Origin of the sequence: Burkholderia theae, assembly GCF_048565265.1 — a bacterium.
In the GTDB taxonomy this organism is placed as follows: Bacteria; Pseudomonadota; Gammaproteobacteria; order Burkholderiales; family Burkholderiaceae; genus Burkholderia; species Burkholderia theae.
Window position 1 is genome coordinate 2960144 of the sequence record NZ_CP183461.1, and the last position, 20843, is coordinate 2980986.

Annotated in this window: 16 protein-coding genes; 10 read left to right on the forward strand and 6 right to left on the reverse strand. The window is 67.5% G+C overall.

Annotation, left to right across the window (positions count from 1 at the left end; translation table 11 throughout):
* Positions 1-16 precede the first annotated feature (16 nt).
* Entirely contained in the window at positions 17-1624 is a 1608-nt protein-coding gene (locus ACN22W_RS14030; RefSeq protein WP_419685070.1) for a multicopper oxidase family protein, read from the reverse strand.
* A 668-nt stretch (positions 1625-2292) separates the two neighbouring features.
* Here ACN22W_RS14030 and ACN22W_RS14035 point away from each other — a divergent pair.
* Positions 2293-2517 carry a hypothetical protein gene (locus tag ACN22W_RS14035; protein WP_006490888.1) on the forward strand — a complete coding sequence of 75 codons (225 nt, stop codon included), beginning with the start codon at positions 2293-2295 and terminating at the stop codon, positions 2515-2517.
* Between the two features lie 123 nt (positions 2518-2640).
* Here ACN22W_RS14035 and ACN22W_RS14040 read toward each other — a convergent pair whose 3' ends face one another.
* Positions 2641-4869: an NADP-dependent isocitrate dehydrogenase gene (locus ACN22W_RS14040; RefSeq protein ID WP_419685073.1), complete on the reverse strand. Its 2229-nt coding sequence runs from the start codon at positions 4867-4869 to the stop codon at positions 2641-2643.
* A 279-nt stretch (positions 4870-5148) separates the two neighbouring features.
* Complete coding sequence (gene icd / locus ACN22W_RS14045) at positions 5149-6405, reverse strand: NADP-dependent isocitrate dehydrogenase (RefSeq protein WP_174390882.1); 1257 nt, start codon at positions 6403-6405, stop codon at positions 5149-5151.
* A gap of 276 nt (positions 6406-6681) precedes the next feature.
* Here icd and ACN22W_RS14050 point away from each other — a divergent pair, with 276 nt between their 5' ends.
* The 6 genes from ACN22W_RS14050 (at position 6682) to ACN22W_RS14075 (ending at position 14174) form a co-directional block, all read left to right on the forward strand.
* Positions 6682-7260: a pseudouridine synthase gene (locus ACN22W_RS14050; protein ID WP_419685075.1), complete on the forward strand. Its 579-nt coding sequence runs from the start codon at positions 6682-6684 to the stop codon at positions 7258-7260.
* Positions 7261-7540: 280 nt separating this feature from the next.
* Positions 7541-7759 (forward strand): hypothetical protein, encoded by a 219-nt coding sequence (locus ACN22W_RS14055; RefSeq protein ID WP_129512795.1) that lies wholly within the window; start codon positions 7541-7543, stop codon positions 7757-7759.
* Between the two features lie 159 nt (positions 7760-7918).
* Positions 7919-8419, forward strand: coding sequence for a DUF192 domain-containing protein (locus ACN22W_RS14060; RefSeq protein ID WP_129512796.1), 501 nt, complete (start codon positions 7919-7921; stop codon positions 8417-8419).
* A gap of 220 nt (positions 8420-8639) precedes the next feature.
* Positions 8640-10751 (forward strand): elongation factor G, encoded by a 2112-nt coding sequence (gene fusA, locus ACN22W_RS14065; protein ID WP_129512797.1) that lies wholly within the window; start codon positions 8640-8642, stop codon positions 10749-10751.
* A 167-nt stretch (positions 10752-10918) separates the two neighbouring features.
* Positions 10919-11929: a HoxN/HupN/NixA family nickel/cobalt transporter gene (locus ACN22W_RS14070; protein WP_419685077.1), complete on the forward strand. Its 1011-nt coding sequence runs from the start codon at positions 10919-10921 to the stop codon at positions 11927-11929.
* A gap of 289 nt (positions 11930-12218) precedes the next feature.
* Complete coding sequence (locus tag ACN22W_RS14075; protein WP_419687425.1) at positions 12219-14174, forward strand: hypothetical protein; 1956 nt, start codon at positions 12219-12221, stop codon at positions 14172-14174.
* A 27-nt stretch (positions 14175-14201) separates the two neighbouring features.
* Here ACN22W_RS14075 and ACN22W_RS14080 read toward each other — a convergent pair whose 3' ends face one another.
* The gene (locus tag ACN22W_RS14080) at positions 14202-15047 is read right to left on the reverse strand and encodes an aldo/keto reductase (protein WP_419685078.1); all 846 of its coding nucleotides are present in this window, start codon (positions 15045-15047) and stop codon (positions 14202-14204) included.
* Positions 15048-15213: 166 nt separating this feature from the next.
* Here ACN22W_RS14080 and ACN22W_RS14085 point away from each other — a divergent pair, with 166 nt between their 5' ends.
* The gene (locus tag ACN22W_RS14085) at positions 15214-15960 is read left to right on the forward strand and encodes a GntR family transcriptional regulator (protein WP_047898842.1); all 747 of its coding nucleotides are present in this window, start codon (positions 15214-15216) and stop codon (positions 15958-15960) included.
* Positions 15961-15981: 21 nt separating this feature from the next.
* Here the strand turns inward: ACN22W_RS14085 and ACN22W_RS14090 are convergent, their stop codons facing one another.
* Positions 15982-17373 carry a CoA transferase gene (locus ACN22W_RS14090; protein WP_419685079.1) on the reverse strand — a complete coding sequence of 464 codons (1392 nt, stop codon included), beginning with the start codon at positions 17371-17373 and terminating at the stop codon, positions 15982-15984.
* Positions 17374-17513: 140 nt separating this feature from the next.
* Between ACN22W_RS14090 and ACN22W_RS14095 the strand changes: the two genes are divergently transcribed.
* Positions 17514-18746, forward strand: a complete 1233-nt coding sequence (locus ACN22W_RS14095) for a citrate/2-methylcitrate synthase (RefSeq protein ID WP_419685081.1) — start codon at positions 17514-17516, stop codon at positions 18744-18746.
* Here ACN22W_RS14095 and ACN22W_RS14100 read toward each other — a convergent pair.
* Positions 18719-19042: a DUF2917 domain-containing protein gene (locus ACN22W_RS14100; RefSeq protein ID WP_193098909.1), complete on the reverse strand. Its 324-nt coding sequence runs from the start codon at positions 19040-19042 to the stop codon at positions 18719-18721. The two genes, ACN22W_RS14095 and ACN22W_RS14100, sit on opposite strands and share 28 nt — an antisense overlap.
* A 219-nt stretch (positions 19043-19261) precedes the next feature.
* Between ACN22W_RS14100 and mdtD the strand changes: the two genes are divergently transcribed.
* A complete protein-coding gene (gene mdtD, locus ACN22W_RS14105) occupies positions 19262-20698 on the forward strand; it encodes a multidrug transporter subunit MdtD (RefSeq protein WP_419685083.1) in 1437 nt (478 codons plus the stop codon).
* Positions 20699-20843 lie beyond the last annotated feature (145 nt).

Here is a 20843-nt window from a genome sequence, read left to right on the forward strand (position 1 = left end):
ACACTTCACCGTTTCGTTACACGACCTTCAGCGTGCCCATCATGCCGAGATCCTCGTGTTCGAGAATATGGCAATGAAACATGCGCTCGCCGGGCATGTCTTGCGTGACGAGAATCGATACGGTTTCGCCGCTGCGCACGTTCACGGTATCGCGCCATGCGCGGAACGGTTCGCTCGTGCGCGAGCCGCCCGACGCACGCTCGATCACCTGGAACTGCGTGCCGTGCAGGTGGAACGGGTGATCCATGTCGGTGGCATTGCGGATCTCCCAGCGCTCGACGTCGCCACGGCGGCTCGTCAGCGTCGCGCGGTGCGGCGCGTAGGTCTCGCCGTTGATCGTGAAGCGCATGCCCGCCGGGCGGCCGTGCGCCGCGCTTTTCATCATTGCGTCCATGTCCATCTCTTCGCCGAACGCGACCTCCTTGTGCGCGACCGGTTCGCCCAGCGGCGGCACCGCGCGCAGCGTCGCCGGCAGCGCGCGCGCCGCGGCCGGCCCGAACGCGACATCGGCCAGGGCCAGCGCCGGATCGGGCGGCAGGCTGCCGTGACCGTCGTCATGCGACATCGCCATCTTGCGGCGATCGTATTCGGCCGCCTGCAGCACCGCGCGCGACGCGCGATCGCCGGCGCGCACCAGCAGCTCCGCACGCTCGCCCGGCGCGATCAGCAGCGACGTGACGCGGCGCGGCGCGTCGAACAGCCCGCCGTCGGTGCCCGCGTGCTCGAACGGGCGGCCATCGTCGAACGCGACGCGCAGGTAGCGCGCGCTGCATGCGTTCCACACGCGCCAGCGTTCGTCGCCGGCGACGTCGATCCGCGGCCGGCGCGCGCCGTTGACCAGCACGAACTGGCCCTCGCGGCCGTTCATCCAGTCCATCATGTCGTTCGGCGCGATCGTGCCGTCACGCGCGAGCTTCAGGTCCGACACAAACACGTTGCGCTCGGGCCAGCCTGCCAGCGGATCGTCGGCGGCACGCACGATGAACGGGCCGGCCAGCCCGCGAAAGACCTGCTCGGCCGTCATCATGTGCGGATGCGGGTGATACCAGTAGGTGCCGGCGCTCCCCTTCGGCAGCGTGAAACGGTACACGTGCGACGCGCCGGGCGCGACGGGATCGGACGGATTGCCGTCCTGGTCGGGCGGCACCGGCAGGCCGTGCCAGTGGATCGTCGACGGCTGCGGCAGCTTGTTCACGAACCGGATCTCGACCGTGTCGCCCTCGCGCACATCGATCAGCGGACCGACGACGGGCCCCTGCGTGCCCGCACCGAACTGCCAGAACGTGGTCGGCCGCGCACCGCGCAGCAGCGGGCGCGCCACGGGCTGCGCCACCAGCGTGGCCCGGAACGTGCCGGGCTCGCGACTTTCGTTCGCGAGCGTGCGCAACGTCGCGAGCGGCGCACCGGCCGGCAGCGCGTCGGCGGCCGCGAGCGCGGCCGGCGCGGGCTTGCCGTGCTGCCCGTGACCCGACATCCCTGACATGCCCGACATCCCGGGCATGTCGTCCATCTGGTCCATGCCGGCCATGCCCGCATGACCGGCATGCTGCGCCGACGCGGCGCGCGCGAACAGCGATGCGGCCGCGACACCGATCGCGCGCGACAGGAAGGTTCTCCGTATCATCAATCGTTCCTCGTTATCCATGCTGCGACGCGCGACCGCCGCGACGCCCGCGCCGGCCGGCTGAAACGCCGATGCGCGACGCAAAATCTGATGCCCGCGTCATCATAACCGCAGGCCCATGCCGGAAAGCGCCGTCGGCCGGGCGGCGATACGCCGCAGGGCGCGACGCTGCCAGCCGGATCCGATACGCGTCGATCGCCATCTCCGAGCAGCGATGCCTTGCCCTTCGCCGGCCGGTTCAACCCTGACTTATCCATTCCCTTTGCGGCATCCCACCGATCGCCCGACGCCTGCCGTCCGGCCCCGCATCGGCGTCCGGCACGCCGCCGATCCGCGAACCCGCCAATATTTCACGATGCGGAACAAGTCACTGCGTTGTAAAAATTCGTGGTGCAGGGCACAAATTTCCTGTTTCGCGATGCCAAAAATCGTTCCGCAATACAAAATGAAAGAAATAACATCATGTTTTTAAACATGATTTTTTGTTTCGAGAAGCCGCTCTACGCGCACCATCCGATCGGGTCGCGGACGTAGACTTTGTTCCATGCACTGACGCTTCGCCACGACGTTCGATACGGAACCCGGCGCAAGCAGCCAGTCGGGCCACAGCCGGCCGAACCGGCGGGCGGCACAACAGAATCGCTTGTGATCAGAAAGGGAGAACGGAAATGAAGGGATTTCGCTTTGGTTCAGCGCTCGGGTCGTTCTACATACTGCCGGGTAACGGCGGCTGGGAAGCGACGTTCGGCAACGCCCTGCTCGGCGCGTTCTCGTGCCCCGAAGTGGCGGCCGACCACATCTCCCGCGGCGACTGCGAGCAACTGTCCGAACTGGACACGGCGACGCTCGAAGTGCCGCACGAAATCGCCGAGTGGGAAATCGTCCACGTCTGAATGGCAAGCCAGCAACGAAAAACGCCCCGGGCGTCCGGGGCGTTTTTCTTTTGTGTCGGGCGGCGGACGGCAAAACCCGCCGCGCCGACACACGCATTGGCCCGCGCGCTTGCGCGGCCCGCGTCAGGCGACCGCGTCGACGATGCCGTTCAGCGTCGCACTCGGGCGCATCGCCTGGCTCGTCAGGTCGACGTTCGGACGATAGTAGCCACCGATCGCCTGCGCCTTGCCTTGCGCGGACGCCAGTTCCTCGAGGATGCGCGCTTCGCTGTCGGACAGCGCCTTCGCCACGCCTTCGAACTGCGCCTTCAGCGCGGCGTCCTCGGTCTGCTCGGCGAGCGCCTGCGCCCAGTACAGGCACAGGTAGAAGTGGCTGCCGCGGTTGTCGAGGCCGCCGACCTTGCGCGCCGGCGACTTGTTCTCGTCCAGGAACTTGCCGGTCGCCTGGTCGAGCGTCTTCGCGAGCACGACCGCCTTCGGGTTCTGGTAAGCGTGGCCGAGGTGTTCGAGCGACGCGGCCAGCGCGAGGAATTCACCGAGCGAATCCCAGCGCAGGAAGCCTTCCTCGACGAACTGCTGCACGTGCTTCGGCGCGGAGCCGCCCGCACCCGTTTCGAACATCCCGCCGCCGGCCATCAGCGGCACGATCGACAGCATCTTCGCGCTGGTGCCGAGTTCCATGATCGGGAACAGGTCGGTCAGGTAGTCGCGCAGCACGTTGCCGGTGACCGAGATCGTGTCCTTGCCCGCGCGGATGCGCTCGAGCGAGAAACGCGTCGCGTCGACCGGCGTCAGCACGCGGATGTCGAGACCGTTGGTGTCGTGATCCTTCAGGTAGCGTTCGACCTTCGCGATGATCTGCGCATCGTGCGCGCGCGCCGGATCGAGCCAGAACACGGCCGGTGCGCCGGTCGCGCGGGCGCGGTTCACCGCGAGCTTGACCCAGTCCTGCACCGGCGCGTCCTTCGTCTGGCACATGCGCCAGATGTCGCCCGACTCGACCGCGTGCTCGAGCAGCACGTTGCCGGCTTCGTCGGTGACGCGCACGACGCCGTCCGCCGGGATCTGGAACGTCTTGTCGTGCGAACCGTATTCTTCGGCCGCCTGCGCCATCAGGCCGACGTTCGGCACGCTGCCCATCGTGACCGGATCGAATGCGCCGTGCTGCTTGCAGTCTTCGATCACGGCCTGGTACACGCCCGCGTAGCAGCGGTCCGGAATCACGGCCTTCGCGTCGTACAGCGCGCCGTCCGGGCCCCACATGCCGCCCGAATCGCGGATCATCGCCGGCATCGACGCGTCGACGATCACGTCGCTCGGCACGTGCAGGTTCGTGATGCCCTTGTCCGAGTTGACCATCGCGAGGCGCGGGCGCACCGCGTATTCGGCCTTGATGTCGGCTTCGATCGCTTCGCGCGTGTCGGCCGGCAGGTCCTTCAGGCGCGCGTACAGGTCGCCGATCCCGTTGTTCGGGTTGAAACCGGCCTGCGCCAGCACGTCCGCGTGCTTCGCGAGCGCGTCGCGGTAGAACACCGACACGAAATGGCCGAACAGGATCGGATCGGAGACCTTCATCATGGTCGCCTTCAGGTGCACCGAGAACAACACGTCCTGCGCCTTCGCGTCGGCGATCTGCGCTTCGATGAAGCTGCGCAGCGCCTTGCGGCTCATCACCGATGCATCGATGATTTCACCGGCCTTCACGGCCGTCTTTTCCTTCAGGACCTTCTTCACGCCGTCGGCCGTCGTGAGTTCGATCTTCACGCTGCCGGCATCGGCGATCAGCGCCGACTTCTCGCTGCCGTAGAAATCGCCTTCGCTCATGTGCGCGACGTGCGCCTTCGAGGTCGCCTTCCAGGCGCCCATCTTGTGCGGATGCTTGCGTGCGTAGTTCTTGACCGACAGCGGCGCGCGGCGGTCCGAGTTGCCTTCGCGCAGCACCGGGTTCACCGCGCTGCCCTTGATCTTGTCGTAGCGGGCCTTGACGGCCTTCTCTTCGTCCGTCGACGGATCTTCCGGATAGGCCGGCAGCTGGAAGCCCTGCGCCTGCAGTTCGGCGATCGCGGCCTTGAGCTGCGGCACCGATGCGCTGATGTTCGGCAGCTTGATGATGTTCGCTTCCGGCTTCAGCGTGAGCTGGCCCAGTTCGGCCAGATCGTCGGAACCCTTCTGCTCCGACGGCAGGACGTCTGCGAATGCCGCGATGATGCGGCCGGCGAGCGAGATGTCGCGCGTTTCGACGGCGACGCCGGACGAGCGCGTGAAGGCCTTGACGATCGGCAGCAGCGAATAGGTCGCGAGCGCGGGCGCTTCGTCGGTGAGGGTGTAGATGATCTTGGGCGAAGTGGACATGGTCGATGCGTTGCTACGTGAAAATTGTGACTGAGGAGCGCCGGCGGTAACCGGCGGGGAGCGACCGGGTCGGTCGCGAAAGGGGCGCGCCGGCTCAGCCGGGCGGTGGTGTTGCGAGGGCCGTCATGTTCTACCTTGCAGGGCATCCGGGCCGCATCGCGGCGCCGCGGCCCGCATGCCGGACCGCCCTGCCAACTAACCTGCCATCCACGAAACGCCCCGGCGCCGGCAGTAGGCGCCGGGGCGGCCGGAACCGCTCCGGCCCACCCCGCAAGGGGCTTACATGTTCTCGATCAGCACTTCGCCGAAGCCCGAGCACGACACCTGCGTCGCACCTTCCATCAGGCGCGCGAAGTCGTACGTGACGCGCTTCTGCAGGATCGACTTCTCCATCGCGGCGATGATCGTGTCGGCCGCTTCCGTCCAGCCGAGATGGCGCAGCATCATTTCCGCCGACAGGATCTCGGAACCGGGGTTCACGTAATCCTTGCCCGCGTACTTCGGCGCGGTGCCGTGCGTCGCCTCGAACATCGCGACCGAATCCGACAGGTTCGCGCCCGGCGCGATCCCGATGCCGCCGACCTGCGCGGCCAGTGCGTCGGAGATGTAGTCGCCGTTCAGGTTCAGCGTCGCGATCACGTCGTATTCGGCCGGACGCAGCAGGATCTGCTGCAGGAACGCGTCGGCGATCGAATCCTTGATCACGATCTCGTTGCCCGTCCTCGGGTTCTTCACGCGCATCCACGGGCCGCCGTCGATCAGCTCGCCGCCGAATTCCTTCTGCGCGAGCGCGTAACCGGCGTCACGGAACAGGCCTTCCGTGAACTTCATGATGTTGCCCTTGTGCACCAGCGTGACCGACTTGCGATCGTTGTCGATCGCGTACTGGATCGCCTTGCGCACGAGACGCTCGGTGCCTTCGGTCGACACGGGCTTGACGCCGATCCCCGAGGTTTCCGGGAAGCGGATCTTCTTCACGCCCATCTCGTCCTGCAGGAACTTGATCACCTTCTTAGCCTGCTCGGAGCCCGCGGCCCATTCGATGCCCGCGTAGATGTCTTCCGAGTTCTCGCGGAAGATCACCATGTCGATCTTCTGCGGCTCGCGCACCGGCGACGGCACGCCCTTGAAGTACTGGACCGGGCGTAGGCACACGTAGAGATCGAGTTCCTGGCGCAGCGCGACGTTCAGCGAACGGATGCCGCCGCCGACCGGGGTCGTGAGCGGCCCCTTGATCGACACCACGTATTCCTTCAGCACCTGCAGCGTTTCGTCCGGGAGCCACACGTCCGGACCGTACACCTTCGTCGCCTTCTCGCCCGCGAAAATCTCCATCCAGTGAATCTTGCGCTGGCCCTTGTAGGCATGCGCGACCGCCGCATCGACGACCTTGATCATGACCGGCGTGATATCGAAGCCCGTACCGTCGCCTTCGATATAGGGAATGATCGGCTGATCGGAAACGTTGAGCGAGAAGTCCTTGTTAACGGTGATCTTGTCACCGCCTTCCGGAACCTTGATGTGCTGATACGGCATGATCGACTCCAGTGACGTGGCTGAGCAGGTGATGCTGGTCGAAGCTGCGCGCGCGGCGGGGGCGCGGCATGGCCACCCCGTGACGGCAACAGCGAGCCGCTATTCTAGCGCCCCAACCGGGCACTTCGGCACGAAGCGCGGCACTGCGTATCAAGACCTCACTTATGTCTTATATAAGACAGAGGACTTGCCGTTCCGTATTATGCATTAAGATTCCGCCATTTGCCATAGACCGCCCACCCCGCTTCCCGCGGCGCGCCGGGCGGCCGCCCTGCCATGAACCTGATCGCCCTCAACAAGCCGTTCGGCACGATTTGCCAGTTTTCCGCGCACGAGACGCGGCCGTCGCTCGGCGACTGGGTCAAAACGCCCGGCGTCTATGCGGCCGGCCGCCTGGACGCGGACAGCGAGGGGCTGCTGCTGCTCACCGACGACGGCGCGCTGCAGGCGCGCATCGCGGAACCGCGCCACAAACTCGTCAAGCGCTACTGGGCGCAGGTCGAGGGCGCGCCCGGTCCCGCCGACCTGAAGGCGCTCGCGCGCGGCGTCGATCTCGGCGACTACGTGACGCGCCCGTGCCGCGCCGAATTCATCGAACCGCCCGACACGCTGTGGCCGCGCAACCCGCCGATCCGCTACCGCGCGGCGATCCCGACGACGTGGATCGAGCTCGCGATCACCGAAGGCAAGAATCGGCAGGTGCGCCGGATGACGGCGGCCGTCGGCTTCCCGACGTTGCGTCTGGTGCGCGTCGGCATCGGCGCACTCGATATATTCGCGCTCGGCATTGCACCAGGCGAAACAATCGCGCTGCCGCCGCGCGCGCCGTGGGACGGTTTCGCGCACGCCGGATGACGGATTCGGGACGCGCGATTTTTTCGTCATCTTTTTCGTCAACCGCCTGCGAAGATCGCGCGTTAAACCACGCAGATGCCAACCTTAGCTATCCGGCATTGGCAGCCGAACCCGTGTTTGCGTCACGAAAGCGACGTTTTTTTCGAATACGATTCGGCGCCCGCAGCGCAAAGAGAAATTTCTTGGAGCGTCTGTCAACCGAAAGGTGGATGGCACCGTTAGACGTCATGACTCCTATGCCGGGTCATTTGGTTAATTAACTAAAGCTGAGGAACACAACATGAACAAACTGATCGCCGCTCTGGTCGCTGGTCTCTTCGCAACGGCTGCTTTCGCACAAGCTTCGGCTCCGGCCGCTCCGGCTGCTGCTGCTCCGGCAGAAGCTGCTTCGGCACCGGCTAAGAAGGCAACGCACAAGAAGCACCACGCAGCTAAGAAGCACCACGCTTCGAAGAAGGCTGCAAGCGAAGCCGAAGCCCCGGCAGCTGCTTCGAACTAAGCAAGCTAGTTGTAATAACGCAGTCAAGAACACGCAGTCTTGCCGTTCTTACGGCGTTGAAAGGCAGGTCACCGCAAGGCGATCTGCCTTTTTCTTTTTGTGCCCGCCCGCGTGCTTCGCGTACCATGCGGGTCTCGTTTTCCAGATAGGAGCCTTGCTGTGCAATTCTCCCTGCGTTCGTCGCTCGGCCGCCTTGCGCGCGCCGCCGTGTTTCCCGCCGCGCTGGCCGTCCTCGCGCTCGGCATGCAGGCCGCCAGCGCGCAGATGCCGCCCGGCGCCAAGCAGCCGAGCGAGTTTCCGCGCGTGAAGCTGCGCGCCGGCATGTACGTGATCGACGCGGCCGTCGCCGCGAACGACGCAGACCGCGAACAGGGGCTGATGTACCGTTCGCAGCTCGCGCCGAACGAAGGCATGCTGTTTGTGTTCAACGAGAATGCCGTGCACTGCTTCTGGATGAAGAACACGCTGATCCCGCTGTCGATCGCGTTCATCCGCGCGGACGGCACGATCACCGACATCGACGAGATGCGGGCCGAGACGACCGACAACCACTGCCCGCGCAACAACGGTGTTTATGCGCTCGAAATGAGCAAGGGCTGGTTCGCGGCGAAGGGCATCAAGCCCGGCATGAAGCTCGACGGCCTGCCGAACGCCCAGTAACGGCGATCGCCGCGGCCTTGCGCCGCGCACCGACCGAAGCCGGCCGCCCGTTGCGCGCCGGCTTTTTTTTCGCCCTTTCGCGGCGGTGCCCGCCTTGATTCCGCCGGCGCTGGCCGCATCTGCAAAAGCCACGCGCAAGCGCTATGCTTTAAGTCTCGCTTGTTCAAGCCCGGGCCGGCCCAGCCGTCCCGCTTACGATCCGAACCACCAGGAGGTTCACGTGCCCCGCAAAACCCCCATCGAGCGCTATCGCAATATCGGGATCAGCGCTCACATCGATGCCGGCAAAACCACGACTACCGAGCGCATCCTGTTTTATACCGGCGTGAGCCACAAGATCGGGGAAGTGCACGACGGCGCGGCCACGATGGACTGGATGGAGCAGGAGCAGGAACGCGGCATCACGATCACGTCGGCCGCCACCACGGCCTTCTGGAAGGGCATGGCCGGCAACTATCCGGAACACCGGATCAACATCATCGACACGCCCGGGCACGTCGACTTCACGATCGAGGTCGAACGCTCGATGCGCGTGCTCGACGGCGCGTGCATGGTGTACGACTCGGTCGGCGGCGTGCAGCCGCAGTCCGAAACCGTGTGGCGCCAGGCGAACAAGTACAAGGTGCCGCGCATCGCGTTCGTCAACAAGATGGACCGCGTCGGCGCCGACTTCTTCCGCGTGCAGCGGCAGATCGGCGAGCGCCTGAAGGGCGTCGCCGTGCCGATCCAGATTCCGATCGGCGCGGAAGATCATTTCCAGGGCGTCGTCGATCTCGTGAAGATGAAGGCGATCGTGTGGGACGACGAAAGCCAGGGCGTGAAGTTCGCGTACGAGGAGATCCCCGCGAACCTCGTCGAGCTCGCACATGAATGGCGCGAGAAGATGGTCGAGGCCGCGGCGGAAGCCAGCGAGGAACTGCTCGAGAAGTACCTGCACGACCACGAATCGCTGACCGAGGACGAGATCAAGGCCGCGCTGCGCAAGCGCACGGTCGCCAACGAGATCGTGCCGATGCTGTGCGGCAGCGCGTTCAAGAACAAGGGCGTGCAGGCGATGCTCGACGCGGTGATCGACTACCTGCCGTCGCCGGTCGACGTGCCCGCGATCCTCGGCCACGACTTCCACGACCCGGAAAAGCCGGCGGAACGTCATCCGAGCGACGACGAGCCGTTCTCGTCGCTCGCGTTCAAGATCATGACCGACCCGTTCGTCGGCCAGCTGATCTTCTTCCGCGTGTATTCGGGTGTCGTCGAATCCGGCGACACGGTGCTCAACGCGACGAAGGACAAGAAGGAACGGCTCGGCCGGATCCTGCAGATGCATGCGAACGAGCGCAAGGAAATCAAGGAAGTGCGCGCGGGCGACATCGCGGCAGCCGTGGGCCTGAAGGAAGCGACGACGGGCGACACGCTGTGCGATCCGGCCAAGCCGATCATCCTCGAGAAGATGGAATTCCCGGAGCCGGTGATCTCGCAGGCCGTCGAGCCGAAGACGAAGGCCGATCAGGAGAAGATGGGCCTCGCGCTGAACCGCCTCGCCCAGGAAGATCCGTCGTTCCGCGTGCAGACCGACGAAGAGTCCGGCCAGACCATCATCTCGGGGATGGGCGAGCTTCACCTCGAAATCCTGGTCGACCGGATGAAGCGTGAATTCGGCGTGGAAGCGACGGTCGGCAAGCCGCAGGTCGCGTATCGCGAGACGGTGCGCACGACGGCGGCCGATGTCGACGGCAAGTTCGTCAAGCAGTCGGGCGGCCGTGGCCAGTACGGGCACGCAGTGATCACGCTCGAGCCGAATCCGGGCAAGGGCTACGAGTTCCTCGACGAGATCAAGGGCGGCGTGATTCCGCGCGAATTCATCCCGGCCGTCGACAAGGGCATCACCGAAACGCTGAAGAGCGGCGTGCTCGCGGGCTACCCGGTCGTCGACGTGAAGGTGCACCTGACGTTCGGTTCGTACCACGACGTCGACTCGAACGAAAACGCGTTCCGGATGGCCGGCTCGATGGCGTTCAAGGAAGCGATGCGCCGCGCGAAGCCCGTGCTGCTCGAGCCGATGATGGCCGTCGAGGTCGAGACGCCCGAGGATTTCATGGGCAACGTGATGGGCGACCTGTCCAGCCGGCGCGGCATCGTGCAGGGGATGGAAGACATCGCGGGCGGCGGCGGCAAGCTCGTGCGCGCCGAAGTGCCGCTCGCCGAGATGTTCGGTTATTCGACGTCGCTGCGTTCGGCGACGCAGGGCCGCGCGACCTACTCGATGGAGTTCAAGCACTACGCGGAAACACCGGCCAACGTATCGGAAGGCGTGATCAACGCGAAGACGAAGTAAGCGCCGGGCGTTCGCGCCCAGCCACAGGCCCGTCCGGTTCCGGACGGGCTTTTTTTTCGTCCTCCGGACGGACCGATGCGGGCCACGCGCGGCATTTTTGATCGGCACGCCAGGCGTTTTTTTCGCATGCCACAATGCGTCGCGATTCGTCAGATGGAACCGTCCCGATGCCGCCCACCCCTGCCCTGCGCCGCCTGCTGACCCTCTATGCCGGCCTGATCGCCGCGAACGTCGCCGTCTGGCTGTGGGCGCTCGCGGTGCTGCACGACCATCCGCTACTGCTCGGCACCGCGGCGATCGCATACGGGCTCGGGCTGCGTCACGCGGTCGACGCCGACCACATCGCCGCGATCGACGTCGCGACGCGCAAGCTGATGCAGGACGGCCAGCGTCCGGTGTCCGTCGGCCTGTTCTTCTCGCTCGGCCATTCGACGATCGTGATCGCCGCGACGCTCGGCATCGCGCTGACCGCGTTCGCGCTGCGCGACCGGTTCGATACGTTCCGCGAGATTGGCGGCACGATCGGCACGGCGGTGTCGGCGACCTTCCTGCTCGTGCTCGCGTGCGTGAACCTGATGATCCTGCGCGACGTATGGCGGCGTTATCGCGACGCGCCGGCGCACGCGCACGACGACATGCATGCGCACCGCCCGGCCGGACTCGTGTCGCGACTGCTGCGCCCGCTGTTCCGGTTCGTGTCGAAGAGCTGGCACATGTATCCGGTGGGCGTGCTGTTCGGCCTCGGTTTCGATACTGCAACCGAAATCGGCCTGCTCGCGATTGCCGCCGCGCAGGCGAGCCAGGGGCTGCCGGTGTATACGGTCATGCTGTTTCCCGCGTTGTTCACCGCCGGCATGACGCTGATCGACTCGACCGACAACGTGCTGATGATTCACGCGTACGGCTGGGCGATGGACGATCCGCAGCGCAAGCTGCTCTACAACGCGAGCATCACGTTCGTGTCGGCGGCCGTCGCGCTTGCGATCGGCGGGATCGAGGCGGCCGGCCTGCTGGCCGACAAGCTGGCGCTGACGGGCCCCGTGCGCGACGCGCTCGACGCACTCGGCGAACGCTTCGGCTCGATCGGCTACGGCATCGTCGCGCTGTTTCTCGTCTGCTGGATCGCATCGATCCTGTTCCACCGCTGGCAACGCGCGGCCGACGCGCCCGCACGCTGAGCATCGTTCAGACGTTTCAATTCGGAAACAAAACACCCGCGACGACGTTGCATGCGCCGTCGCGGGCATGCGCTCGCCTTGCGCCACGGGCATAAGCGGCCGGTGGCACGAATCTCGCTGATAGGGATTCGCACGGCGGGCCCGCGTGCCGATCCGCGTTCGCGGCTGGCTTCACGTGCCAGTCCGAAGGCAATCGGCCGCCGACAGGACAACGAATCTTTGCTGGCCCCCTGCACCACACGTAGTTAGCCGCGCGGCTACGAGGCATCGCGCGCATGGGGAGGCCATGATGCTCAAGACAAGACAGCCGTTCCGCGCGGCGGGACGGTGCTATCGCGCGACCTTGATGGCCGCAGCCGCGTTCGCGTGCTGCTGCTCGTATGCCGTCGCGCAGGACGCGGCACCTGACGCCGCAACCAATGCGGACACCAGCGCGGACGCCATCATGATGGTGGTCGAAGACGCTTCGTCGTGCGCCGCCAATCCGGCTGCGTGCGCGGCGCACGTCTATGCGGGCGGTGGTGGCGGCGGTAACGGAGCCGGTGCGAGCGGCAGTGGTGGCGGGACGGGTAACGGCAGCGGCAGCGGCAACAGCAATGGCAACGGCAGCGGCGGAAACAGCGGGAACGGTGCTGTCGGACCTGCTGGCGTCGGCGGATCGACCGGCGCAACGTCCGGCGGTACCAGCGGCACCGGCCGCGGAGGGAACGGTGGCTCCGGTGGTGGTACTTCAGGGGGCGGCACCTCGGGCGGCGGCACTTCAGGTGGCGGTACCTCGGGTGGCGGTACCTCGGGTGGCGGGACTTCGGGTGGCGGCACCTCAGGTGGCGGCACCTCAGGTGGCGGGACTTCGGGTGGCGGCACTTCAGGCGGCGGCACTTCAGGCGGCGGTACTTCCGGTGGCGGTACTTCAGGTGGCGGCACTTCCGGTGGCGGCACTTCAGGCGGCGGCACTTCCGGTGGCGGCACTTCAGGTGGCGGCACTTCAGGCGGCGGTACTTCAGGTGGCGGCACTTCCGGTGGCGGCACTTCAGGCGGCGGCACTTCCGGTGGCGGCACTTCAGGTGGCGGCACTTCCGGTGGCGGCACTTCCGGTGGCGGCACTTCGGGCGGCGGCACTTCGGGCGGCGGCACTTCGGGCGGCGGCACTTCGGGCGGCGGCACTTCGGGCGGCGGCACTTCGGGCGGCGGCACTTCGGGCGGCGGCACTTCGGGCGGCGGTACTTCCGGTGGTGGCACTTCGGGTGGCAGTACTTCGGGCAGCGGAGGCCATGGCGGACATGGTGGCCACGGCGGCGACGGTGATGGTGGTGGTCACGGCAATGGCGGTGGCCACGGCGATGGTGACGGCAGTGGCGGCGGTCACGGCGACGGTGATGGCAACGGCCACGGCAACGGCGGCAGCCACGGCGACGGCGACGGTGATGGCAGCGGCCACGGCAACGGCGGCAGCCACGGCGACGGTGATGGCAACGGCCACGGCAACGGCGGCAGCCATGGCGACGGTGATGGCAACGGCCACGGTAACGGCGGCAGCCACGGCGACGGTGATGGCAGCGGCCACGGCAACGGCGGCAGCCACGGCAACGGTGATGGCAACGGCCACGGCAACGCCGGCAGTCATGGCGACGGTGATGGCAATGGCCACGGCAACGCCGGCAGCCATGGCAACGGTGATGGCAACGGCCACGGCAACGGCGGCAGCCATGGCGACGGTGATGGCAGCGGCCACGGCAACGGCGGCAGCCACGGCGACGGTGATGGCAACGGCCACGGTAACGGCGGCAGCCATGGCAACGGTGATGGCAATGGCCATGGCAACGCCGGCAGTCATGGCGACGGTGATGGCAACGGCCACGGTAACGGCGGCAGCCATGGCAACGGTGATGGCAATGGCCACGGCAACGGCGGCAGCCACGGCGACGGTGATGGCAATGGCCACGGCAACGCCGGCAGCCATGGCAACGGTGATGGAAACGGGCACGGCAACACCGGCAGCCAAGGCAAAGGTGACGGTAATGGCCACGGTGACAGCGGTGGCAACAGCAACGGCGGTCACGGCAATGGCAGTGGTGCCGGCGGCAACGGTGGCCACGGTAACGGCGGTGGCAACGGCAATGGCAATGGCAACGGCAGTGGCGGCGCCGGCAATGGCGGTGCCAACGGTGTCGGCAATGGCAACGGCGCTGGCCACGGCAATGGCGGCGGCCACGGCAACAGCGGATCGTCCGGAGGCAACCACTGACCTGGCGCGTTGCCAGGCCACGAGCGGTCAGAGCATCTCGAGCGCGCGCTTGCTGCGCGGCGGACGGAAGTACGCGTCCAGCTGCGCGCGCTCGTCATCGCTCAACACGAAATCGAGCGCGGCGCGGTTGTCGCGCACATGTTCGATTCGCGACGCCTTCGGGATCGCGAAGACACCCGGTTGCGCAAGCACCCACGCCAGCGCGACGCGCATCACCGACACGCCGCGCTGCCGCGCGATCTCGTCGAGCGGAGAGCGCTTCGGCAGCCGCCCGTGATCGACCGGGCTGTATGCCATCGCCGGCATCCGGTGCTCACCGAGCCACGGCAGCAGATCGAATTCCGGGCCGCGCCGCGCGATGTTGTAGAGGATCTGGTTGGTCGCGCACGCGTCGCCGCCCGCTTCATCGACGAGCTCGGCCATGTCGGCCGTATCGAAGTTGCTGACGCCCCAGTGACGGATCTTGCCCGCGCGCCGCAACGTCTCGAAGCCTTCGACCGTCTCCGCGAGCGGCACCGAGCCGCGCCAGTGCAGCAGGTACAGGTCGAGGCGATCGGTACGCAGCCGCTTGAGGCTCGCTTCGCACGCGGCGACGACACCGCGTCGGCTCGCATGGTGCGGATAGACCTTACTGACGAGGAACACGTCGTCGCGCAAACCCGTAAGCGCCTCGCCGACGAGCGTCTCGGTCGCGCCGTCGCCGTACATTTCGGCGGTGTCGACCAGCGTCATCCCGAGTTCAATGCCCTCGCGCAGCGCAGCGATCTCGTCCGCGCGGCGGGCCGGCCGCTCGCCCATTTCCCAGGTGCCCTGGCCGAGCTTCGGAATCGTCTCGCCGTCCGGCAGGACGACCGTGGCGATCGTGTCTGTCATGCGTTCCTCGTTGCGGATTCGTGGCCGCGTACCGCGGCCGAAGCATGGAATACGACGCATCAGTGTAGTCAATCGGCACCGCGGCCGCCTATTGCACGGCAAAAACCGGCTATAACGGCGCCGCATGATGACTTAGAATGGCCGCAACCTGATCGATACCCACCCCATGAAGTCACCCACGGACGACCGCTGGCAGGACCTGCGCCCCGACCCCGACAACGACACGCCGCTCTACCTGCAGCTCGCCCGCAAGCTCGGTGACGCGATCCACGACAACCGCTGGACGGCTGGCGAGGCGCTGCCTTCGGAACGCGTGTTGTCCGACGCGCTCGGCGTGTCGCGCATCACCGCGCGCAAGGCGATCGCGCTGCTGGTCGAACAGGGCTTGATCCGCCGCACGCAGGGCGCAGGCAACTTCATCCAGCCGCGCTACGAGGATCCGCTGTCGCGGCTGTCGAGCTTCAGCGAAATGCTCGAACGCCGCGGCTTCAAGCCGAGCTCGCAGTGGATTGCGCGCGAGATCCAGCCCGCGAACCGCGACGAGGTCATCCAGCTCGGGCTGTCGCCCGCCGCATCGGTTACACGCCTGAAACGCCTGCGCCTCGCCGACGGCATCGTGATGGCCGTCGAGAACTCGACGTTCCCCGCCACGCTGATTCCCGATCCGCAGGCGATCGGCGGTTCGCTGTACAGCTATCTCGAAGCGCGCGGCACGCCGATCGTGCGCGCGCTCCAGCATTTCCGCGCGGTCAACGCGACCGACGAGATCGCCGAACAGATGGGCATCGCGCCGCACGACGCGCTGCTGCTGATCACGCGGATCGGCTATACGTCGGACCAGCGCGCGATCGAACTGACCGATACGTACTGCCGCAACGACTACTACGACTTCGTCGTCGAGCTGCGCAAGTAACGGTCGCCGCGCCACCGGCGCTCACAGCCAGCGCGCCTCGTCGGTGCCGAGCGGCACGGGCGGAAACGCAAACGACGGCGGCGTCACCGACAACCGCTCGGCCGGCCGCACGGCGTCGATCATGCCGAACGGCGACGCCGTGCGGTCGATCCGGTCGCGCACGTCGGCGGCCGCGAGATCGGGTGCATGCAGGCCGTCCGCCACCGCACCGAACGACTGCAGCCAGCGCCCCGTCTGTGCGAGCGACAGCCGCACATGCCAGCTCCCCCCTTCGCGTGCCCGGCGCGCGAGCGCGATCATCGCGCCGAACGCCGCGAGATAGCCCGTCGCATGATCGAGCGCCTGGCACGGCAGATGGCGCGGCCCGTCCGCATGCGCGCCCTGCTGCTCCTGCCACGCGATCCCGCTCGCCGACTGCACGAGGCTGTCGAAGCCGCGCCGCTTCGCCCACGGCCCCGCGTGCCCGTACGCAGACACCGACACGCACACGATGCCGGGCCGCAGTTGCGCCAGCGCCTGCGGCGCGAAACCGCGCGCCGCGAGCGCGCCGGGCCGGTACGACTGCAGGAATACATCCGCGTCGCGCGAGAGCGCGTGCAGCGTATCGACACCCGTCGCGTCGCGCAGGTCGATCCATGTCGAACGCTTGCCGCGCCCGTTGTCGATCACGAGCGGCGCGATGTTCGGCAGGTGCGGGCCGTTGACGAGCAGCGTCTGCGCACCGTGCGACGCCAGCGTGCGCCCCGCGACCGGCCCCGCGATGATGCGCGTGAGATCGAGCACGCGCACGCCGGCAAGCGGCTGGCCGGCTTCGCCGCGGCCGATCGGCTCGACCGGCGCGTCGCCGATCCGCTCGATCTCGAACAGCGGCAGTGACGCGATGGCATGCGCCTGTTCGTGCGCCGCCCATTCTTCAGGTGTTCTGATCAATGCCGCGCACAGGCCGGCCTCGGCCAGCGCGGTATCGAGTGCCACGCCGTCCCACGTGCGGATCGCCGCCGCGACGTCGGCCGGCTGCGCGCCGCAGCCGAGCACGTCGAGGATCCCGTGCAGGTGATGCGGGAAGTTCGCGTGCAGTTGAATCCAGCGCCCGTCGCCCGTCTCGAAGAAACCCGTCACCGGATGACGCAGCTCCGGCGGCGGGCCGTCGTCCACACGCAGGTAACGTTCGCTGCGGAACGCGACCAGCGCGTCGCGCACCGATACGTCGACGGATTGCGCGACGCCCGTGCGAAGCCGATGGCATTCGGCCGCCGCGAGCCCGGCTGCCGCGATCGTCGCGGCAGCGAGCGTGCCGACGTGGAACGTCGACGGCAGTGTCGGGTCCTGCCCCCTCACGGTCACGCGAGCGAGCGCGTCGGGGTCGCCGTGCGCGAGTTGCCACAGATGCGTCAATGCGAGTTCGGGTGTCATGGCGGGATGCATGCGGTAGTGGAGACTAAATCGAGTCTAGAATTCGCGACAGGCGCGATCAATCTTGATTGCGCGAATCAATACATAACGAATAGTTGTAGCGGAGCCGCCCTTCATGCGCTCCGACAGGAGCGATCGGCATGACCTCCCTCAGCGCGCAGGAAGCCTCCGGCATCCTCGGTATCAGCGTGAGCACCCTTTATGCGTATGTGAGCCGCGGCCTGCTGCGCTCGCTGCCCGACGGCACGACCAAGCGCCGCTGCTACGACGCGGACGAGGTGCGCCTGCTCGCGCGCCGACGCGCCGACGCGAAACGCGCGGGCGGCGTCGCCGAGCGTTCGCTCGACTGGGGCGTGCCGGTGCTCGAATCGCGCATCACGCAGATCGCCGACGGCCGCCTGCGCTACCGCGGCGCCGATGCGATCGCGCTGGCCGACGATGCGACGCTCGAAGAAACGGCCGCGAGGCTCTGGGACTGTCCGCCCGCACGGCTTGCTGGCGCGTCGCTCGCGTCGACCGGGTTCGACGCCGCGCAGTGGGACGACTGGGCGCGCCGCTGGGCGCATCTCGCGCCGCTCGAACGCACGCTGGTGCTGCTGCCCGCGGCGGCCGCATCACTGCCGCGCCTGTGGGCGCAGGGGCGCGACGCGCAGCTCGATTCGGCCACGCTGCTGCTGCGTGTCGCCACGGCCGCGCTCGCCGGCATCGCGCCGGGCGACGCGCCCGTGCACCGGCAGCTCGCCACCGCGTGGCGCGTGCGGCGGCGTGCCGACGTCGACTTGCTGCGCCGTGCGCTCGTGCTGTGCGCCGATCACGAACTGAATCCGTCGACCTTTGCGGTGCGTTGCATCGCATCGACCGGCACGCACCTGTTCGGCGCGATCGCGGGCGGACTCGCGGCGCTGTCGGGGCCGCGCCACGGCGGCGAGACGTTCCGCGCGGGCACGCTGCTCGACGAAGCGGCCCGCGCCGCCGACCTCGACCGCTACCTCGCGCTGCGGCTTGCGCACGACGAACGTGCGGACGGCGGCCGCACGGCACTGTCCGGCTTCGCGCACCCGCTCTATCCCGACGGCGACCCGCGCGCAGTGGCGCTGCTGAACGCGCTGCACGCCGCGGCGCCCGACCGCCCCGCTCTGCAAGCGGCACGCGCGCTCGCCTCACGCGTCGAAGCGGCGACGGGCCTGCGGCCGGCGATCGATTTCGCGCTCGCGGTGCTGGAGCGTACGCTCGCGCTGCCAGACGGCGCGGCGTTCACGCTGTTCGCGGCCGGCCGCACGGCCGGCTGGATCGCACACGCGCTCGAGCAGTACGCGGACGGGAAGCTGATCCGGCCCCGCGCCCGCTACGTCGGCAGCGACGCGGCCGCGTGACGGCGGCCGTCGCGCCACGCGACGAGCGGCCGCCACCACGCCTGCGCGGCGCGCGTGGCCGGCACCGCGAGCGGACCGAACGCGAACGTCGCGCCGTGCGGCCCCGCGCTGACCCACACGCGCATGCCGGGCATGAACGTCAGCGAATCGCCGACACCGAGCCAGTGATCGTCGGGCCGGCCCTCGATCGTCACCCATGCTTCGCCCTCGGCCACCTGCAGTGCGGTGCGATCGACGATCCGCCACCGCCCGGCCGGCTCGTCGCCTTCGATCACGTAAAGTCGCAGTTCACGCATGGCAGCCTCCTGGTCGCACGGGTTCGATGACACCAGTATTTCGGACAGTGGCAGCACACGGACAGATACGCCTGCAGACACTTTCGGCTGAACTGTACTGGTCAGTGGACGGACGGGCATCCGCCGGCCGGCGGGCCGGGTGCCGCACCCCGCGCCGAACCTGCACGGCGCGGCGGCTTTCCCTACAATGTCGGCTGTCCCGCGCCACCGCCCGCCTACATGTTCCAACGCCCGCCCGCCGTCGCCCCCGGCGAAAAGAACCTCACCGTGATGCTCTGGCTCGTTGCGACGGGCTTCTTCATGCAAACGCTCGATTCGACCATCGTCAACACGGCGCTGCCGTCGATGGCCGCGAGCCTCGGCGAATCGCCGCTGCGGATGCAGTCGGTCGTGATCGCGTACTCGCTGACGATGGCGGTGATGATCCCCGTGTCGGGCTGGCTCGCCGATACGTTCGGCACGCGACGCGTGTTCTTCAGCGCGATCCTGGTGTTCTCGCTCGGCTCGCTGCTGTGCGCGAACGCGCATACGCTGACGCAGCTCGTCGCGTTCCGCGTCGTGCAGGGGGTCGGCGGCGCGATGCTGCTGCCGGTCGGACGGCTCGCGGTGCTGCGTACCTTTCCGGCCGAACGCTACCTGTCCGCGCTGTCGTTCGTCGCGATTCCCGGCCTGATCGGCCCGCTGATCGGGCCGACGCTCGGCGGCTGGCTCGTGAAGATCGCGTCGTGGCACTGGATCTTCCTGATCAACGTGCCGGTCGGCGTCGCGGGCTGCATCGCGACCTTCTATTCGATGCCCGATTCGCGCAACCCGGCCGTCGGCCGCTTCGACCTGAAGGGCTATCTGCTGCTGACGATCGGCATGATCGCGATCTCGCTGTCGCTCGACGGGCTCGCCGATCTCGGGATGCAGCACGCGGCCGTGCTCGTGCTGCTGATCCTGAGCCTCGCGTGCTTCGTCGCGTACGGGCTGTATGCGGTGCGCGCGCCGCAACCGATCTTCTCGCTCGAACTGTTCAGGATCCACACGTTCAGCGTCGGGCTGCTCGGCAACCTGTTCGCGCGGATCGGCAGCGGCGCGATGCCGTACCTGATCCCGCTGCTGCTGCAGGTGAGCCTCGGCTACTCGGCGTTCGAGGCCGGGCTGATGATGCTGCCGGTGGCGGCGGCCGGGATGTTCTCGAAGCGGATCATCACGCGCCTGATCACGCAGCACGGCTACCGCAAGGTGCTGCTCGCGAACACGATCATGGTCGGGGTAATGATGGCGAGCTTCGCGCTGATGCGCGACTCGGTGCCCGTCTGGGTGAAGGTCGTGCATCTCGCGCTGTTCGGCGGTTTCAACTCGATGCAGTTCACCGCGATGAACACGCTGACGCTGAAGGATCTCGGCACGGGCGGCGCGAGCAGCGGCAACAGCCTGTTCTCGCTCGTGCAGATGCTGTCGATGAGCCTCGGCGTCACGGTCGCGGGCGCGCTGCTCGCGACGTTCACCGGCATGCTGCGCACCGTGACGCCGAGCAACACGCTGCCCGCGTTCCACGCGACGTTCATCTGCGTCGGGATCATCACGGCCGCATCCGCGTGGATCTTCGCGCAGCTCGCGCCCGAGATCCGCGGCACCGCGCGCAAGACCGACCCGTCCGAACGCGCGTGACGCGCGGCACGCGCCGAACCGGGACGGTGCGCACCATGACGGTGCAACGCGCCCCTGCAATGCACCCGCCGTGCGCCGCGTGGCGGCCGCGACGGGCTGCCGCACGGGGCACGATGTCGTGCATGCTTCTTGCTCGCCTATTCTC

Excerpts from the sequence above, each read along its gene's own strand:
- ACN22W_RS14030 (WP_419685070.1), bottom strand. The coding sequence starts at position 1,624 with ATGATACGGAGAACCTTCCTGTCGCGCGCGATCGGTGTCGCGGCCGCA.
- ACN22W_RS14035 (WP_006490888.1), top strand. The coding sequence starts at position 2,293 with ATGAAGGGATTTCGCTTTGGTTCAGCGCTCGGGTCGTTCTACATACTG.
- ACN22W_RS14040 (WP_419685073.1), bottom strand. The coding sequence starts at position 4,869 with ATGTCCACTTCGCCCAAGATCATCTACACCCTCACCGACGAAGCGCCC.
- icd (WP_174390882.1), bottom strand. The coding sequence starts at position 6,405 with ATGCCGTATCAGCACATCAAGGTTCCGGAAGGCGGTGACAAGATCACC.
- ACN22W_RS14050 (WP_419685075.1), top strand. The coding sequence starts at position 6,682 with ATGAACCTGATCGCCCTCAACAAGCCGTTCGGCACGATTTGCCAGTTT.
- ACN22W_RS14055 (WP_129512795.1), top strand. The coding sequence starts at position 7,541 with ATGAACAAACTGATCGCCGCTCTGGTCGCTGGTCTCTTCGCAACGGCT.
- ACN22W_RS14070 (WP_419685077.1), top strand. The coding sequence starts at position 10,919 with ATGCCGCCCACCCCTGCCCTGCGCCGCCTGCTGACCCTCTATGCCGGC.
- ACN22W_RS14075 (WP_419687425.1), top strand. The coding sequence starts at position 12,219 with ATGCTCAAGACAAGACAGCCGTTCCGCGCGGCGGGACGGTGCTATCGC.
- ACN22W_RS14080 (WP_419685078.1), bottom strand. The coding sequence starts at position 15,047 with ATGACAGACACGATCGCCACGGTCGTCCTGCCGGACGGCGAGACGATT.
- ACN22W_RS14085 (WP_047898842.1), top strand. The coding sequence starts at position 15,214 with ATGAAGTCACCCACGGACGACCGCTGGCAGGACCTGCGCCCCGACCCC.
- ACN22W_RS14090 (WP_419685079.1), bottom strand. The coding sequence starts at position 17,373 with ATGACACCCGAACTCGCATTGACGCATCTGTGGCAACTCGCGCACGGC.
- ACN22W_RS14095 (WP_419685081.1), top strand. The coding sequence starts at position 17,514 with ATGACCTCCCTCAGCGCGCAGGAAGCCTCCGGCATCCTCGGTATCAGC.
- ACN22W_RS14100 (WP_193098909.1), bottom strand. The coding sequence starts at position 19,042 with ATGCGTGAACTGCGACTTTACGTGATCGAAGGCGACGAGCCGGCCGGG.
- mdtD (WP_419685083.1), top strand. The coding sequence starts at position 19,262 with ATGTTCCAACGCCCGCCCGCCGTCGCCCCCGGCGAAAAGAACCTCACC.